Source organism: Pedobacter frigoris, assembly GCF_032678645.1.
In the GTDB taxonomy this organism is placed as follows: domain Bacteria; phylum Bacteroidota; class Bacteroidia; order Sphingobacteriales; family Sphingobacteriaceae; genus Pedobacter; species Pedobacter frigoris_A.
The window spans coordinates 1,215,729-1,231,590 of the sequence record NZ_JAVTSP010000001.1 but is presented as its reverse complement, the minus strand read 5'-3'; the positions used below and the strand labels follow the sequence as shown (position 1 = coordinate 1,231,590).

20 protein-coding genes are annotated in these 15,862 nt (G+C 40.2%); 17 read left to right on the top strand and 3 right to left on the bottom strand.

Annotated features, from left to right (window positions below):
* Positions 1-160: 160 nt before the first annotated feature.
* From R2Q78_RS05405 to R2Q78_RS05325, 17 genes are all read left to right on the top strand, one after another.
* Positions 161-1,045, top strand: coding sequence for an ORF6N domain-containing protein (locus R2Q78_RS05405; protein ID WP_316789614.1), 885 nt, complete (start codon positions 161-163; stop codon positions 1,043-1,045).
* A 205-nt stretch (positions 1,046-1,250) separates the two neighbouring features.
* Positions 1,251-1,718: a macro domain-containing protein gene (locus R2Q78_RS05400; RefSeq protein ID WP_316789613.1), complete on the top strand. Its 468-nt coding sequence runs from the start codon at positions 1,251-1,253 to the stop codon at positions 1,716-1,718.
* Between the two features lie 18 nt (positions 1,719-1,736).
* Positions 1,737-2,192, top strand: a complete 456-nt coding sequence (locus R2Q78_RS05395) for an SMI1/KNR4 family protein (RefSeq protein WP_316789612.1) — start codon at positions 1,737-1,739, stop codon at positions 2,190-2,192.
* 98 nt (positions 2,193-2,290) lie between these two features.
* Positions 2,291-2,545 carry a hypothetical protein gene (locus R2Q78_RS05390; RefSeq protein WP_316789609.1) on the top strand — a complete coding sequence of 85 codons (255 nt, stop codon included), beginning with the start codon at positions 2,291-2,293 and terminating at the stop codon, positions 2,543-2,545.
* Positions 2,523-3,041: a hypothetical protein gene (locus R2Q78_RS05385; protein WP_316789607.1), complete on the top strand. Its 519-nt coding sequence runs from the start codon at positions 2,523-2,525 to the stop codon at positions 3,039-3,041. Before R2Q78_RS05390 ends, R2Q78_RS05385 begins: the two co-directional genes overlap by 23 nt.
* Positions 3,042-3,089: 48 nt before the next feature.
* Entirely contained in the window at positions 3,090-3,824 is a 735-nt protein-coding gene (locus R2Q78_RS05380) for a hypothetical protein (RefSeq protein ID WP_316789606.1), read from the top strand.
* A 94-nt stretch (positions 3,825-3,918) separates the two neighbouring features.
* On the top strand, positions 3,919-4,737 hold the full coding sequence (locus R2Q78_RS05375) for a hypothetical protein (protein WP_316789605.1): 819 nt from the start codon (positions 3,919-3,921) through the stop codon (positions 4,735-4,737).
* Between the two features lie 101 nt (positions 4,738-4,838).
* Positions 4,839-5,321: a hypothetical protein gene (locus R2Q78_RS05370; RefSeq protein WP_316789603.1), complete on the top strand. Its 483-nt coding sequence runs from the start codon at positions 4,839-4,841 to the stop codon at positions 5,319-5,321.
* 119 nt (positions 5,322-5,440) lie between these two features.
* Positions 5,441-6,016, top strand: a complete 576-nt coding sequence (locus R2Q78_RS05365) for a KilA-N domain-containing protein (protein WP_316789602.1) — start codon at positions 5,441-5,443, stop codon at positions 6,014-6,016.
* Between the two features lie 375 nt (positions 6,017-6,391).
* The gene (locus tag R2Q78_RS05360) at positions 6,392-7,021 is read left to right on the top strand and encodes a hypothetical protein (RefSeq protein WP_316789600.1); all 630 of its coding nucleotides are present in this window, start codon (positions 6,392-6,394) and stop codon (positions 7,019-7,021) included.
* Between the two features lie 101 nt (positions 7,022-7,122).
* Positions 7,123-7,569 carry a DUF6934 family protein gene (locus tag R2Q78_RS05355; RefSeq protein WP_316789598.1) on the top strand — a complete coding sequence of 149 codons (447 nt, stop codon included), beginning with the start codon at positions 7,123-7,125 and terminating at the stop codon, positions 7,567-7,569.
* A 36-nt stretch (positions 7,570-7,605) separates the two neighbouring features.
* Positions 7,606-7,764, top strand: a complete 159-nt coding sequence (locus R2Q78_RS05350) for a hypothetical protein (protein WP_316789595.1) — start codon at positions 7,606-7,608, stop codon at positions 7,762-7,764.
* Between the two features lie 156 nt (positions 7,765-7,920).
* A complete protein-coding gene (locus R2Q78_RS05345) occupies positions 7,921-8,265 on the top strand; it encodes a hypothetical protein (RefSeq protein ID WP_316789593.1) in 345 nt (114 codons plus the stop codon).
* A gap of 172 nt (positions 8,266-8,437) precedes the next feature.
* Positions 8,438-9,082 (top strand): DUF6266 family protein, encoded by a 645-nt coding sequence (locus R2Q78_RS05340; protein ID WP_316789591.1) that lies wholly within the window; start codon positions 8,438-8,440, stop codon positions 9,080-9,082.
* Positions 9,083-9,255: 173 nt separating this feature from the next.
* A complete protein-coding gene (locus tag R2Q78_RS05335) occupies positions 9,256-9,633 on the top strand; it encodes a hypothetical protein (protein WP_316789589.1) in 378 nt (125 codons plus the stop codon).
* Positions 9,552-10,112 carry a peptidoglycan-binding protein gene (locus R2Q78_RS05330; RefSeq protein ID WP_316789586.1) on the top strand — a complete coding sequence of 187 codons (561 nt, stop codon included), beginning with the start codon at positions 9,552-9,554 and terminating at the stop codon, positions 10,110-10,112. The genes R2Q78_RS05335 and R2Q78_RS05330 overlap by 82 nt, the downstream gene beginning before the upstream one ends.
* An 8-nt stretch (positions 10,113-10,120) precedes the next feature.
* A complete protein-coding gene (locus R2Q78_RS05325) occupies positions 10,121-10,762 on the top strand; it encodes a DUF6266 family protein (RefSeq protein ID WP_316789584.1) in 642 nt (213 codons plus the stop codon).
* A 5-nt stretch (positions 10,763-10,767) separates the two neighbouring features.
* Here R2Q78_RS05325 and R2Q78_RS05320 read toward each other — a convergent pair whose 3' ends face one another.
* The 3 genes from R2Q78_RS05320 to hepC (R2Q78_RS05310) are packed head-to-tail and all read right to left on the bottom strand — an operon-like array spanning position 10,768 to position 15,844.
* Positions 10,768-11,826 carry a glycoside hydrolase family 43 protein gene (locus tag R2Q78_RS05320; protein WP_316789582.1) on the bottom strand — a complete coding sequence of 353 codons (1,059 nt, stop codon included), beginning with the start codon at positions 11,824-11,826 and terminating at the stop codon, positions 10,768-10,770.
* A gap of 48 nt (positions 11,827-11,874) precedes the next feature.
* Positions 11,875-13,845 (bottom strand): heparin-sulfate lyase HepC, encoded by a 1,971-nt coding sequence (hepC, locus tag R2Q78_RS05315; protein WP_316789581.1) that lies wholly within the window; start codon positions 13,843-13,845, stop codon positions 11,875-11,877.
* Between the two features lie 13 nt (positions 13,846-13,858).
* A complete protein-coding gene (gene hepC, locus R2Q78_RS05310; RefSeq protein ID WP_316789580.1) occupies positions 13,859-15,844 on the bottom strand; it encodes a heparin-sulfate lyase HepC in 1,986 nt (661 codons plus the stop codon).
* Positions 15,845-15,862: the final 18 nt, after the last annotated feature.

Below are 15,862 nucleotides of genomic sequence, written 5' to 3'. Positions count from 1 at the left end.
GGATTATATGGAGGCTGTCATGTCAGACTTAGACTTTAGAATAAGCATGGATTATGAAGGTGAAAACAGAATATTGGTTCTCAATTTAGTAAATTGATATTTTGTGTAAAATATTTCTTATTGGTTAATTTGTGCGGTTTTGATTATCTTTGTTAAATCAATGCAAAGCGATATGACAGATGTTATTTCAATTACTCAGGACACTATACAGAACCAGATCTATACCATTCGTGGTAAGCAGGTAATGATGGATCGGGATCTGGCGGTGTTGTTTAAAGTCGAGACGAAACATTTAAAAAGACAGGTAAAAAGGAATATTCGTCGTTTTCCTGATGACTTTATGTTTGAATTACTTCCAGAGGAGTATGATATTTCAAGGAGCCAAAATGGCACCTTGAAACAAGGGGGAAATATTAAGTATAAGCCAATGGTTTTTACTGAAGTCGGTATTGTAATGCTTTCATCTGTTCTCAAAAGTGATATGGCTGCAGATACTAGTATAAAGATTAGCCGTGCATTCATAGCTATGCGGAAGTTTTTGAAAGATAATGCAGAGGTATTTATACGGCTGGATGCCGTGGAAAGAAAGCAGTTAAAGGCTGACGAGAATTTTGATAAGATCTTTAATGCATTGGAGAGTGGTGATTTAAAGCCTAAGCAAGGGATATTTTATGATGGGCAGGTGTTTGATGCGTATGTTTTTGTTTCTGATTTGATCAGGACTGCTAAACGGTCAATTGTGCTGATTGATAATTACGTGGATGATACTGTTTTGAATTTGTTTACTAAACGGGCCAAGGGTATTTCCTTAACGATCTATACCAAAGACATTAGCAAGCAACTATTGTTGGACAAAAAAAAGCATGATCAACAGTATGATCCAGTTACCCTTAAGCAGTTTAAAAATGCTCATGATAGGTTTCTGGTCATTGACGGTACTGACGTTTATCATATTGGTGCATCATTGAAAGACTTGGGTAATAAGTGGTTCGCTTTTTCAAAAATGGAGATGAGTGCATCTGAGATATTAAAGAGGCTGGTGTAGTTTTTAACTGATAACGCGGAAATCGCGATCCCAATTCCATATAGCATTAGCTATTGACCGGACAAGGATTCGAACCCCTTCGGCTCCACTTAAGAAGACATTCATATATCTGTGACTTAGGTAACCTTTATATATTTCCTGATATATTTGACGCAGAAATTTTCGAACTTGTAAAATCAAAGGCAGAAAGACAAGAATTACCATAATGAATATAGAATACAAAAATGGAGATGCAACAAAGCCTGAAAACAAAGGCAATAAAATAATAGTACATGTTTGCAATGACATTGGTGGCTGGGGAAAAGGCTTTGTGATGGCAATTTCAAAACGTTGGAAAGAGCCAGAGCGGAGCTATAGAGATTGGTTTAAGACAAAAGACAACTTCGTTCTGGGTCAAGTCCAATTCGTACAGGTTGAAGCTGAGCTTTGGGTTGCGAACTTAATCGGACAACATAAAATCAATAAAGACGAGCAAGGGAATGCGCCAATTCGTTATGAAGCAATTTTATCGGGGCTGGATAAAGTTGGAGAATATGCGCTGGAAAATAATATGACCGTGCATATGCCTAGAATTGGATGTGGACTAGCAGGTGGAACGTGGGATAAAATAGAACCTATAATTCAATCTACCTTAACTGGAAGAAATATATCAGTGACGGTATACGATTTTTAAACAGCTATCTGGAAAATCATGTGGATTCAATCCGTAATAGAAGAACTTAAAGAACTTGCAAAAACTGGTGCTTTAAAACTTCATAGTGGTGCCTCCGAAGCTGAGTTAAAAGAATTAGAAGTAATTTATAACAAAGTTTTGCCTGAAGACTTCCGCACGTTTTACAAATTCTGTAATGGTTTTGAAACAGATGAAGATATTTTTAATATGGTTATGATCGAGGAGATTATTGAAAATAAGAAGCGATTTAATAATAGTTTGTATATAGCAGAGTATATGATTTATTCAGATAGTTGGGAGTTAGATATATCTCCTCAAAACCCAAATGATTATCAAATCACCAATCTAACTCGTTCAGGCACTACAATAACGCTAACCAGATCATTGGCAGAATTTATACATCGCTTTCTTAAAGGTGGTGTATTTGAAAAGGGAGGCTTGTATGACTGGCATGAGGAAATTTTGAAAGGATAGTTTCACTAAATGGATACGACAAATTGACAACAAACTTCTATCTTGTGATAATCGATTTACACTATGGTACTTTCAATGTACAATAATTAGCTTTCATTATGACTGATCAATATAATATGAAAACGGATTTAAAAATTGGGGAACATATTTTTGAAAACCTACCTAATGATATTAGGCCAGGTTGGGCAGGGCTTGTTTTATCTCGTTTTGACAATTATTTAAAATATATTCCTACTCCCGTTCTTGATCTTTATCCAGTTATTGATAATAAAAGCAGGTGGCCAGAAGCGCATGAGCAGTTTACAAAGATCAGAATGTGGATATTGTGGTATGAAAAAAGAGATTTCATCTAAGGAAATTAAAGCCATCGAATTAGACAAATATAAAAAGCTGGTTATGGCAACTTTGGACTATTGTCTGGAAAACCCGCTCTATTATGTTGTCACATCAGAGTTCGATTCCAGACAACATTACATTAAATTAAAGAAACAGGCAGAAGAGCATTATAGCAAGGGTAGGCTCTCAAGATTGAAACAATGGTTTCGTGATTTAACTGAGGGATTTATTGAAGCTAAGGATTTCAGATTCAACAATTACCTAAGGATAAGGACTAATTCTGATATTAACATTTTCATAGCCTACTATACCCGGATCGATAAGATCATGAAGAGCAATAAGATCACAACTGATAATCAGTTTTACGACATCAGCATGATGGTGGATCATCTATGCCAAAACTCTAATCCTGATAAGACAAAGATAGACGAGATGAATAACTTACTGAGGGATTATGAAAAGCGAAAACTGAACAAGATATTACAAAGTAAAAAACCTGATGAAATCAGATAACATCAATTCCAGATCAACTGAGGAACCAAATATATATAGTGAAAAATAATGAAATTTCTTTATGTGACTGTTTTAAGCTTTTTCTGTGTTTGCATCTCTCATGCACAGGAAAACGTATTTATTATTAAGGAGGTCATCGATACGACGATGACTAAAAAGTCTCCGCAAGATTTTGATAAAGTTTACACTGCTTTCTTCGAGGATAAAGATTATATCGTCAGAAAAACATGTAGCGGGGAATGGGGTGGAACTGTTATATTCAAGAATAAGAAAACAGGGATTGAATATTGCTGCGGTTCGACCTGTCCTGTTGTAGTGAACAAGATGTCTGGTAAATATATAGTGACTAATACGTTAGCACATATGATTGGATTCTCAGAGATTATTGAAATAGAAAATCCCGATTCAATGAATATCTTTAAGCTTAGCAAACCACGTAAAGTAAAGGGGAAAAAAATTCGCTATGTTGGTGATGACGAATCTAAATCAATAGCGGGAACACGTAAGCTGGTTGATACTACTGGTGTCTTTACACTTGCGAGCTTTTTATACAAAGAAGAACTATTTCACATAATAACGGATTTCCACAAGACATTCCTGGCTAAAATTCATGAAGGAAAATTTGTGACGTTAAATGAAATCTCCAACGAAAGCATTTGGACTTATAATCCCGAGGTAATTAAGACATCAGATGGTCGATGCGTTGTTTTCTTTGAAAACAAAGAAGTGAATGGCTATGTTGAAATATTTGGCAATGAAATCACTTTGATGAGATACAAATAAACGCAATGATGGGAAGTACATTAGTTATTATGCCTATCGGAGCTGTTATATTGGGTATTGTAATTTTTAAAGGGTATATAATATTGTAAAGTGTATGGCTATTTTTAAAAAGGCAGATGGTAAAGAGTTGTATTTATATATGAATGGCAATCTCATTTACAAACGTTGGCTGGACACGGGCCAATCTAAAGTGTTTGACGTAATGGCCTATGATAAGTATACTTTAATGAGTATCCGTGATTTGGAATATGATATGAACAACAATAATTACAAAACATACCGGACTTTTAATGATCCTGGACTTGTTAGGGAACTTGAGGCAACATTGGACGAGCATCAAATTCATTATATTACTGAAAATACTTCTCTTCCATTTGATCCGTCATTTGCTAATAATCCGCTAAATCAGGAATATAGGGTAAAACTGAAATCCGAAGATTTTGAAAGAGCTAACGCAACGCTGATAAAAGAAGCTTCAGTGCAGTTGGATGATGTTGATCGGGATCATTATCTGTTTGCTTTTAGTGATGAGGAGCTGATACAATTAATCTCAAATAGGGATGAGTGGAGTAATTATGATTTTTTGTTGGCCCAAAGAATTTTAAAGGAGCGTGGCAGGGTGATAGAAGCGGGAGAGCTGGCTAATTTCGAAGAAAAGCGGCTTCAGGAACTTAGCAGGTTTGAACAAATAAATCCGGGTTGGATATATGCCGGTTTTTTGTTTGCATTGCTAGGCGGGATATTTGGAATAATGATGGGCTGGTTTATTTCATCTAATACAAAGACTTTACCGAACGGTAAAACCATGTATTGTTACTCTGATGCGGACAGAAGAAAAGGACGGATAATGCTGATTGCCGGGATAGTGGTGCTTGTGGTTTGCTTGATTTTGAGGGTTATTCAGCAGCTTTAAGAAATTGTGCGAACTGTCCCGGCAAACTGAAAGCAAACAGCTATCTTGGAATAATCAATTTACACTATGAATTCAATCCCTATTAAGGTTACCTAATAATTATGATCGCAGTAGCATCTATAGCAGAAGTTTTAATATACAAAATACTGAAAAGGCACAATGAAGAAGGCTGGGTAAACTGGGCATACGAAATGCTTGTGGCTGGTTATGAAACAGAAAGTCTTCTTATCCTGGCGGGGATGCGCGGAAATCTGGAATACTTTGAGATGTGGACGTTGACTGATAAGGTACTGAAAGAGCTAGAGATAGATTACGCAGATCAAAATGTGGTGATAACTGGATATGTTTCCTATGTCGCTCACAGAGTGCTATCTGGAGAGGAAAAGCCTTCAATTGCTTTAAGGACCTTGAAGGACATATATTTTGATCTCGACTATGAGCCTTTACTTTCAGAATTCTTCAACCTGTATTATGCGTGGGAAGATCTTCAATCCAGCGAAGATCAGTGGTATGTAAATGGTGTTGATCGTTCGAATATAGATGAGGCGATTACATCATGCTTTAAACAGTGGTTGAAGGTTTAAAATTTTTTAGCTATCAAGTTGATACAACTGCTTTAGTGCCATAATTTATTAACTTAAGGTTGTCTTTTAGTCCTCGATTTGCAGAGATTCGTGAAAATAAATCTTAGCATTTGAAGCATATGGGCAAATCAAGTAAAATCAAAGTTCAGGATAGGGAAGTTTCTATCCTATTAAATGAAGAGAGAGATTTTGTATCTCTAACAGACATAGCAAAGTATAGGAATGAGCATGATCCTAACGACATCATTCGAAATTGGATGCGAGGTAGAACTACGCTGGCATTTTTAGGACTATGGGAGGTGTTGAATAATCCAGATTTTAAACCCGTCGAATTCGACGGGTTTAGAAATGAGGCTGGACATAATTATTTTGTGTTATCTCCTCAGAAATGGATCGAAAAAACAAATGCTATCGGAATAGTTTCAAAATCCGGTAGGTACGGAGGTACTTTTGCACATAAGGACATTGCATTTGAATTTGCATCCTGGATTTCACCAGAGTTTAAACTCTATCTGATCACAGAATTCCAGCAACCGAAGAATAGTGAAAATGAACGGTTGAACTTAAACTGGAACTTGCAGCGCACGCTGGCCAAGGTCAATTACCGAATACATACCGATGCTATTAAGGAAAAAGTAATACCAGTAGAGGTTACGAAAGAACAGGCGGCAAGGTTTTATGCTACTCCGTATTAATTCACCAGGGATTGAGTCAGCAGGAACGTATTATACAGTTGAATAGAATTGCTATAACTCAGCTTAAATCGCTAATAGGGAGTAAGCAGATTAGCCAATTGAAAGAGATAAAGCATGTATAGATTTACCGATTTTCAGGCTGAATAGGCTTTTACAACATTAAAAGAAAACCGCATTTAACAAATGCGGTTTTTTTAGCGGCAATATTTAGGGATGAAATTTTTTGACAAATAAGGAAATTAAATTAATAAATGAACAAAATGAATAGCCTGATCAGGCATTTCTGGAGATTCTTCGCATTCACTCTGAATGACAAAAAAAGCGGATGACAAGACTTCGGGAAAAATCATCAAAATAACCAATACAATGAATTAAATGATAAACAGAAAAATCTTTGAAAAACTAATTAAATTATTGAGGAGTATAAATCCTAAGGTTCCATTGCCGGAAGGCTTTGATGAATTTCTATTTTTAAGAATGAAGGGAGTGACTATGGACCACAAAGTGGATACTATCCTTGAGTATGAGGGCATGAAACCCGGAAATGCTTACTATGTAGTGAGCGGTCTGGTATTGGTGTATGGTTTTGTAGATGGTATACCGTTTACAGAGAGCATTTACCGTGAGCATACCATAGTTGCCTTGCGTGAGTTTATGGAGCATGATGACGCTACGCATACGGTGGTGGCGACTAAAGGAACCTTGGTGGTGCGGATCAGTGCTGAGGCTATGGATGAAATTTATAGAGCGTGGCCGCCAATGGAGGCTTTTGCAATGCTTACTGCCATGAAGTACCTGGAGATGAAAAAGGACAGGCGCAATTCATTGCTTGCCTTATTGGAAGAGGAGCGGGTATTGGAGTTTTATACTGCTTTTGCAGGGCTGTTGCCGCCGAAGAAAAGCGCAATTAAGGATGAAGACATCGCTTCGTATCTGGCGATGAAGTTGAAAAAACTGAGGGATGTCAGGTATAGGCTGAAAATTGGAGGCTTGTTAAAATATTAGGTTGAATGGTGTGGGGTATTGGTTTTTGATTCAGATTATTGAATAATAATGTAATATATTTCTTTTTGGTTAATTATTGGGATTTGGTTATCTTTGGAGTGATGAATAAAGAACGTTATGATATTGTTGCCAATCCAAATAGAACTGTATTTGAATTCAATAGTGACGGGCCAAATGGAACAATTAAAAAGGAAATTCAATATACACTAGTGAATGCCGGTGGATTTTTTTACTATAATTTGGGTTTTGGAGATCTAAATGCTGATACCGGAGATATAAATGACCTGTCTGTTTCAGATAATAAAGATCGGGACAAGATTTTGGCTACTGTTGCACATACGGTCATTCAATTTACCGAGCATATGCCCAATGCGATGGTATATGCGAAAGGTAGTACGCCTGCAAGAACCAGACTGTATCAAATGGCTATTTCTCGAAATTATGATAACATCACAGAATTGCTGGCAGTACATGGACGTGTAAATGGCCGATGGTATCAGTTTGAGAAGGATGTAAATTACGAGGCATTTATGGCACTTCGTAAATAATATATGTGTATTTTTGTATAAGAAAAACTCGATGATATGAAAAGTCAAGGAAAAATTACTTACAGTGATAAAGTTAAGGACCGAAGCAACGACCCCTATTTTGTCAAGAAAGCTGAAGAGTCTCTCAAGGATATTGAAAAATATGGCTTTCCAGCTGAATTATTGAGAATTCAAGCGGAGCGATTGAAAAAATAAATTCATTTAAAAGAATGTTATAATGATCCCCTGGGCATAATTTGCTTAGGGGATTTTTGCATTTAGGTCTTTTTACTAACCACTTGTGCCGTATACGTCACTTCCATCCAGTGCTGCCTGCTTACCTTTGTTTTATATCAAATATGAATCATCTTTATGAATAAAGCAGTTAAAATTAATCGTTCTCTCGAGATCAGTATTTATCTGAAATCGAATAACAAGGCAGACGTGGTGTTCCGCAAGAAAAGCATGTTGTACCGGATCGGTATTCGGGAAGCCAACCAGTTTCTCATCAACTTGGGTAATCATCTTCAGGATTTAAAGCGTGCTTTGGTGCTGCAACTGGAAGGCAGTCGGATGCGGAAATGGGTACTGGAATTGGGACTCGCCAAGGAAGAAGAGGCAGTGCTTCAGGTGTGGGAAATGGTGGCGAATGAAATGAAGCCTTGCTTTGAATGGGCTGGTTTAAAAACGGAATTGGAACAGGCGATCAGCCGATAATGATCTTTGCTCCCCTGACATGCGGGAGCTGAGTAGGGCGCGGGTCTTTTTGATCCGTGCTTTAAATAGCCTTTCATTAGGCATCTCTGGAGGTCCTTCGCATCTGCTCTGGATGACAAGGCTTAGGATTTCCGGAGTAAAACATCAATGAACCCATTAAAAAAATAAGAAAATGGGAAAGTACAAGAAAGGTGTCCTCGGCAATTTCAGAGGGAAAGTAGGAACAGTTGTAGGAAGTAGCTGGAACGGGCTATTTTACATGAAAAGTTTACCGGATTTCGGGGATTATGTTCCTACGACGGCACAGCTGAATGTGCGGCTGAGAATGTCGCTGGTTACAAAGTTTCTGGCAGATATTAAGTCACTGGTGAGTATCGGCTGGTTATCTAAAGAGAAAAGGGGGCTGACAGCAATGAATGCCGCAACATCGTATCACCTAAAGAATGCGATAACGGGTGTAGCGCCTGCTTATCTAATGGATTATCCTGATGTGAAATTCAGTGAAGGTGAGTTGGAAGGAGCTGAGGATCCTGAAGTAGCGAGTGCTGCGGGACATGAGGTTGAGTTTAGCTGGGCGCCAAACACAGGTATGGAGTATGGTTTGGCAACTGACAAAGCGGTGTTGCTCGTGTACTGCCCGGACATGGATAAGTTTGTTTCGTACAGGCAGGTGGCGAGGTCTGCTGGGGAGTATGTGATGACGCTGCCGGCTTCGTTCGTAGGATCACAGGCACACTGTTGGATTGCGTTTTTTAGTGCTGACGGTAAACTGGCTAGTGACAGCAGTTATGTTGGTATGGTATCGGTAGTAGCGTAATTAGTTCTGAAAACTTAATGGTGAACTCCTCGAAGGCTACGCCAGCTAAGGCCTTGCAGGCCAAACCTGCCTGATGCCTTTACGGAGTCACCTTAAGTTTTCTCCAAGCGAACTAATCCGCTAAAACCGGATCCGACCTAAGGAGGAAGGGTAACATTTAAAAAACAAAGAATATGAAGACATTTATAATGAATAGGGGATTACATATCCTCAATCTCTTGAATGAGGTAAAAAAGGAGCATAGGCTCGTGATGTTGTTGGTGCTGGGATGGGAGTTGATCACCCGGTTTTTTAGTAGTCCGGAGATTAGTACCGGGATTAATCAGAGTGTGCCGATCATGATTGTGATCGCAATCATCAGTTTCTTGATTGTGTTGGAATTAATATGGTGGTTACTTGGTCGGTTTTGGCTGAGGATGGGATTGGTGAGCATTGATAGTTTAGTAGAGGGTTTTAAAACTTTAACGGTATGGGAACAGGTAATTATATTCTGGGGATCGTTTGCGCTGCTTTTGTTGGCATGTGTGGGATGTCTGGCGGCAGTGTTGTAGGAGGTAGTCACTACGATGTGGTGCGGATCGCACAGGCGGAGGTTGGTGTAAGAGAGGCTACCGGACGAAACGATGGAAAACGGGTCGAGGAATATCTGGCTTGTGTAGGGTTTAAGAAGGGAGCCGCGTGGTGTAGTGCTTTTGTATCGTGGGTGTTTTTTAAAGCTGGGTATGGTATGCCTAGGACGGCATGGTCGCCTGCGTTGTTTCCGAAGGGCAGGGTGATAGAGATTGCCACGTCGCGAAATGCTCCTCGCAATGACAAAAAATGGCGGGATTACAAAAGAGGATTGGTGTTTGGAATCTATTTTTCGGATTTGAAAAGGATAGCGCACTGTGGGATATTGATTAGGGTGAAAGGAGAATGGTGTGAAACTGTGGAGGGCAATACAAGTTCTGAAGGTGGGCGGGAAGGTGATGGAGTGTATAGAAAATTGAGACATAAAAGGACGATTGCTAAAATGGCAGATTGGTTATAAAATAAATTATGGCAAGGTATAAAAATGGAATAAACGGGCCGGTAAGCGGCAAAATTGGAAATGTAGTAGCGGCAAGCTGGCGGGGGATTGATTATTTTCGTAGTCTGGCGGAATACACGGACAACCCTACGGAAAAACAGATCCTTCAGCGGTTGAAATTTGCATTGGTCAATGGTTGGTTAAAGCCCTTAAGAGAAATTATCTGGATTGGATTTCAGTTTTTTACTGGTAGTAAAACACCAATGAATGGATGTGTGTCTTATCATTTAAGAGAGGCCTTAATTGGTGAAGGGCCTGATTATACGATTGATTTTAGCAAGGCCGTGTTCAGCCGGGGCGAACTCCTGGTCTCTCTGATCAGGGAATTGATCTGCCTGGTGGATGGGATATTGAATGTCAAATGGGAGAATGGGCCTGAAACTGCTTTTTCTAAACCTGATGATCAAGCTACTTTCATTGTGTACAATACGTCGAAAAACACGTTTGTGACGTTTAAAGATGTCGCTGTTCGTGAGGCTCAGGAGGTGAACCTGAAAATGCCAAAGAAACACATGGGAAATGAAGTTCATATCTGGATGCAGTATGTAAATGCTGCGGGAGACGGAGTGAGTACATCTGTATACGTGGGGCAGGCGATACCAGTTGCCTGACCCCTCTAAAGAGCCGGCTCAAGCTTTACTTCTCCTGAGGGCCGGTTCATTTCGCCGCGACCTTTAGGTATGCCGAATATCGGATTGCCATCTTTACCAAAAGTAAATTGCTGCAGATATACTTCCCTATTGTCCCAGCCGCCGTCGAGCGCAGCTTTAGAGTGGTAATAGATCCAGTATTCACGGTCATCGGGCGAGGTAGTCATGCTGGCATGCCCGAGGCCGTGAACGGTAGGGCTGCCCTGAAATACAGGTTTAGCTGATTTGACCCAGGAAAGCGGGTTGAGTGGATCTTTGCCATTTTCTAAGCGAAGCTGCCCCAATTTATAATGCTCACTCCAAGAGCCACGTGTAGAGTAAATGATGAAGACATCATCCTGGTGTTTCAGGATTTGCGGGCCTTCCTGTAACACAATGTGGTCGCCCTTTTCCCAATCGCGTTCTGGCTTCGATAATAAGATGCGTTTTCCGAGTGTCCAGGGGTTTTTCATCTCTGCGATATATAAAAACTGGTCTACGTCGTGATGATCATGAAGTGTTTCCCAGCCAGACCAAACCGCATATTTTTTACCCTTTAGTTCCAGTACGGTCATGTCGATGGCCCAGCAATTGTCTTTCTTTTGCTGAGGATCATCACCGGTGTAAACTTTTCCTTTATCCGAATAAGGACCAAATGGGCTGTCGCTTTCCAGCACGCCCGTCCTTTGCGCATAATAAGGTGCACCTTTGTGAACAGATCCTGCGTAGTAAATGTACCACTTGCCGTCCAGATAATGGATCTCTGGCGCCCAAAGATTATAGCTGTTCCACTTGTCCTGAGGCGGAGTCCATACGACTTCCTTCTTTTCGAATTTGGTCAGGTACCTGGATTCTGTGACTGCAAATCCTCCTTTCTCGTTGAAGATCGTATAGTATTTGCCGTTATTTTTAATGATGTATGGATCAGCTCCCTTACGAAGCGGGTTTCTAAATGTTGCCGATACTTTGTTTTTTTCTGTCTGTTGTGCTTTTAAATCCCCCGAAAATGAGGCCGTCAGGAAAATGATCCATAAGATTTTGTTCATGATAGGAAATAGCTGGACTTAATGTTTTTCTAAAGATACATTATGATCTTATAAATTCTGTTCAACAAACTTTTCTTTTCCATCGATAGTTAGGGTTAAAGCGATCTTTTTATTCAGGTTGGCATCATCGATATTTTTGATGCTGATTTTTGGAGCCTGCTTCCCATCATATGGATAAAGCACAGTGATAAAGTAATGGGGCTTGTCGTCTTTTTTTTGCTTTTCGAACTTGAAAGCCGGTCTGGAAAGTTCTTTCTGGTAAACGTAGGAAACCTTTCCTTCTTCCTCATGAAGTGTAATTCCATTGTTGTATAAACTCTGGATCAGCAAATTGTTGCCATCAGCATAGTTGGTGTAAACCTTGTTGCCCTGTGCATCAAAAACAGCCTTGCTGTCTTCTTTCAACTGAAAATGGATGCCTAAATTGCCAACTGCTTTACCTTCAACTTTATCAACCAGGACGAAGAATTTCTGGTCTACAAAGAATACCGTGCGCTGGTGATCCAGATTGGTATAGCTTGGGTTTGTGTAGGTCAACACATCCAATTTAGGATTGGTTTCCCATTTTTTCAGGCTGGCTTTAGTGATGATCATGTTTTCATCATTTAGCGTTAAGGTGCTGTGTACGCGTGTTTGGCGGTACCAGTTGCGCATTTTCATGATGGCTTCATCTCCACTGTATACGTAGCAACCGGCATCAGGTGTAAAGTTTCTGCCTTTTATAAACAGTTCAAAGGTTCCGTTATCCGGTTGGGCATGAAATTCTCCCGGAGGGCTGGCCTTTAATACCATAACGGTTGCATTTTTATCCCATCCATTCCTAAAGGTATAGAAACCCGCAGTGCTTAATGCTTTAGATAAAAAGCCTGGTGCCTGACCTTCTTTACCGTCTGTAGCGAAATACCTGATCACTTCATTTTTTGGGAAAACATTACTCCAGCTGGCAAATTGGCTCATCCGCGATTTTTTATCGGTAAGCCAGGAATCGCCAAACATAGGCGTGTTATAGTCTGGTAAAGTAATACTAACCAAGGCCATAATCATATTTTCTACTGTTTGTATATAAGATGCAGGGAATTCTTTTTCCAGGTTGACGCGTTGCGCAGATCGATAGGCTTTTAAGAATATATCGATGGCGGCTACATGGTAAGTGGGAGAAAGTTCAAACTGTACCCCATCAGCATATACTTGTTTTTTAATTTCGGTGTTTAAAACCGTTATTCCACTTTCTCTCCACCTGGCGGCATTCTTAAACTCAGGAAAAGATACACCGGCAAATAAGGCGCGTTGAGCTTCAAATAAACGATGGTTGCCCAGTTTAGCATAGTTTTCTGGTAAATAATCTGCCTGTTGGTGATAGCTTTTTAAAAATTCCATTAAAAATGCCGGACTGAAATTAGGTGAGTTTACAAAGAGGCTAAAGGTTGGGGGCAGACTTTGTATCCTGTCTGAAACCTCCAGAGGACGCCATACAAACTTATCATTGTCTGCCGATAGACCCAAGGGGTTTTTTCTGGTCCAGTCGCTGTACTGATGTATCCATTCTCTGGCGTATTTTTCATCCCCTGTGGCGTGATAGACTAAAGCCATTGCCTGCCACCATTTTACACGGTGCAATTGCCAGCGTACTTCATTGTCTTTTACAGGCCACAGCTGCCAGTTGATATCCTTGCCATAGTCAAAATAGCCATATCCTTTGTGAGGCTGAAACTGATGAAGCAAACTCTTATCTGCCATTTCCTGCGTCAGCTTATCGATAGGCTGGTGTATGTCGGCCGGCTTCTCTGCATTGCTGAAATCTGGTTCTTTGGTATTGCTTTTCTTTCTGTAGTATTCCAGCAGGGCTTTTGCAGCATCGTTGTATTTGCCTGCTGTAAAGAGCTGATTTGTTTTTTCGAGGCCGGGATAGTTAAGGTTGATGGCCTCAAAGCTTTCTTTTTGAACGGGCGCATCTTGCGCTACACTGATCGCTGTACAAAAAAGCAGACTGCAAATACTTATAATTGTTTTTAGTTGCATAGCTGGTTGGGCTTTATGGATTTAAATCTAGTTTGATGGAATTGGTTTTGCCGTTGATGGCGATCGTGATATCGATTTTACCGGTTGAAGGATCGTGGCCCGCGTTTTCAGTGACTTTGACATCAGGAGCTGAATTTCCCTGATAAGGATAGAGCAGAGAAATAAAGCTTTCGGTATTGTTGTTCGCTTTTGGTTTTTCAAATGCGAAGGCTGGTCTTGGGCTCTCTTTTTGGTATTGGTAAGACACGAAACTTTCTTCTTCTTTTAAATTTACTTTGTCCTTGTTCAGTAATTGTATCAGCAGGTTGTTACCATCGGCATAATTGGTGTTTATCTTGTTTTTGCTGCTGTCAAAAAAGGGCTTGCTATCTTCTTTCAGGACATAGTGTATTCCTAAATTTCCCTTGGCACTACCTATGGCCCTGTCTACGATCAGAAAATAGGTTTGATCTATGAATAAAAACGTGCGCTGATGGTTCAGGTTGGTGTAGCTAGGGTTGATGTAGCTTAAAATATCTAAATTTTTACTTGTTTCCCATTTCTGGACAGAGGCCTTGGTAATGATCATGTTCTGATTGTCCAGGGTTAGGGTTTGGTGCGCTTTGGTTGACCTGTACCAATCTCTTTTTGTGTTTTCCTGGTTGCCAACATTTGCATATACAAAGCTGCCGGCATCTGGAGTAAAATCCCTTCCCTTTACCCAGATTACAAAATTTCCATTATCTGGGTGCGAATGGAACTCGGCGGGCGGTCCTGCCTTTACCTGCATCACCGTTGCATTCTTGTTCCATCCATTTCTAAAAGAATAAAATCCTGCATTTGGCAGTGCGCTGGAAAGGTAGTCGGGCTGTTTGCCTGATGTTCCTTCTGTAGCATAATATTCAATCACCTTGTTGTCAGGGAAGACTTTAGCCCATGTTTTATAGCTTTTAAGCATGGCATCTTTGCTGGTCAAAAACGAATTGCCGTATAGCGGGAAGGTATAATCCGGGAAAGAATATTTTCCTACTGCCATTATCATTTTTTCGACCAGGCTGCGGTAGCTCTCGGGAAATTCTTTTTCTGCTCCGTTCAATTGGGCAATTTGCAGCGCATCCAAAAATATTTTGATACTCCCTATATGATAGGAGGGGGAAAGTTCAAACTGTACACCATCAGGCAGCACTTGTTTTTTAATCTCTCCATTCAAAACGTCAATCCCGCTTTTACGCCAGCTGTCGGCATGTTTCATTTCAGGAAATGTACTGCCTGCATACATCAGATGCAATGCCTCATACAATCTGTGATTGCCTATATCGGTATAATTGGCCGTTACATAATCAGCCTGGGCATTGTAGGAATTTAGAAATTCCATCAGAAAAGCAGGTGTGAAATTTGGCGAATGAAGGAAGAGGTTGAAGTAACCCGACCAGTGATTGAGTCTGAAAGAAACAACAAACGCTTTCCACGCGTATTCTTTATCATCCGAATAAGCTCCCTGCTTGTTCTTCCTGATCCAGTCGCGTACCTGAAACACCCATTCTTTAGCATATTTCTCGTCGCCCGTACTACGGTACACAATGCCTAGTGGCTCCCAAAAAGCAGTGCGGTGTAAAAAGGTAGTGAGCAACTGGTCTTTCACAGGTCTGAATTGCCAGTTGATGTCTTTGCCATAGTCGTAAGCCGGATAGGCTTTATGTGGCTTGAACTTGTGCAATAAAATATCGTTGGCCAGTTCTAATGTATTACCGGTGACTTTTTTCCCGGCAAACTCTTGTTTCTCGTTTGTATTATAGTCCAGATGTTCAACATTCGTCCGGTTGCGGAAGTAGCTGAGCAATTCTTTTGCACCATCATTGTATTTTTCCTGTGCAACTAAATTTTTTACTTTTTCCAGGCCCTGGGCATCGAGATTGATGTACTCGAAACTGCTTTTGGTAACAGGTTGTTCCTGTGCTTTCGAGACCAGTAAACATAAGCTTAAGGCTAATGTGCCAATGAAGTTCTTAAGTTTTTTCATTTGTTGCTGTTGTTGGTC

Bases quoted from the DNA above. Each gene is read 5' to 3' on its own strand.
- R2Q78_RS05405 (WP_316789614.1), top strand. From the start codon at position 161: ATGCAAAGCGATATGACAGATGTTATTTCAATTACTCAGGACACTATA.
- R2Q78_RS05400 (WP_316789613.1), top strand. From the start codon at position 1,251: ATGAATATAGAATACAAAAATGGAGATGCAACAAAGCCTGAAAACAAA.
- R2Q78_RS05395 (WP_316789612.1), top strand. From the start codon at position 1,737: ATGTGGATTCAATCCGTAATAGAAGAACTTAAAGAACTTGCAAAAACT.
- R2Q78_RS05390 (WP_316789609.1), top strand. From the start codon at position 2,291: ATGACTGATCAATATAATATGAAAACGGATTTAAAAATTGGGGAACAT.
- R2Q78_RS05385 (WP_316789607.1), top strand. From the start codon at position 2,523: ATGAAAAAAGAGATTTCATCTAAGGAAATTAAAGCCATCGAATTAGAC.
- R2Q78_RS05380 (WP_316789606.1), top strand. From the start codon at position 3,090: ATGAAATTTCTTTATGTGACTGTTTTAAGCTTTTTCTGTGTTTGCATC.
- R2Q78_RS05375 (WP_316789605.1), top strand. From the start codon at position 3,919: ATGGCTATTTTTAAAAAGGCAGATGGTAAAGAGTTGTATTTATATATG.
- R2Q78_RS05370 (WP_316789603.1), top strand. From the start codon at position 4,839: ATGATCGCAGTAGCATCTATAGCAGAAGTTTTAATATACAAAATACTG.
- R2Q78_RS05365 (WP_316789602.1), top strand. From the start codon at position 5,441: ATGGGCAAATCAAGTAAAATCAAAGTTCAGGATAGGGAAGTTTCTATC.
- R2Q78_RS05360 (WP_316789600.1), top strand. From the start codon at position 6,392: ATGATAAACAGAAAAATCTTTGAAAAACTAATTAAATTATTGAGGAGT.
- R2Q78_RS05355 (WP_316789598.1), top strand. From the start codon at position 7,123: ATGAATAAAGAACGTTATGATATTGTTGCCAATCCAAATAGAACTGTA.
- R2Q78_RS05350 (WP_316789595.1), top strand. From the start codon at position 7,606: ATGAAAAGTCAAGGAAAAATTACTTACAGTGATAAAGTTAAGGACCGA.
- R2Q78_RS05345 (WP_316789593.1), top strand. From the start codon at position 7,921: ATGAATAAAGCAGTTAAAATTAATCGTTCTCTCGAGATCAGTATTTAT.
- R2Q78_RS05340 (WP_316789591.1), top strand. From the start codon at position 8,438: ATGGGAAAGTACAAGAAAGGTGTCCTCGGCAATTTCAGAGGGAAAGTA.
- R2Q78_RS05335 (WP_316789589.1), top strand. From the start codon at position 9,256: ATGAAGACATTTATAATGAATAGGGGATTACATATCCTCAATCTCTTG.
- R2Q78_RS05330 (WP_316789586.1), top strand. From the start codon at position 9,552: ATGGGAACAGGTAATTATATTCTGGGGATCGTTTGCGCTGCTTTTGTT.
- R2Q78_RS05325 (WP_316789584.1), top strand. From the start codon at position 10,121: ATGGCAAGGTATAAAAATGGAATAAACGGGCCGGTAAGCGGCAAAATT.
- R2Q78_RS05320 (WP_316789582.1), bottom strand. From the start codon at position 11,826: ATGAACAAAATCTTATGGATCATTTTCCTGACGGCCTCATTTTCGGGG.
- hepC (WP_316789581.1), bottom strand. From the start codon at position 13,845: ATGCAACTAAAAACAATTATAAGTATTTGCAGTCTGCTTTTTTGTACA.
- hepC (WP_316789580.1), bottom strand. From the start codon at position 15,844: ATGAAAAAACTTAAGAACTTCATTGGCACATTAGCCTTAAGCTTATGT.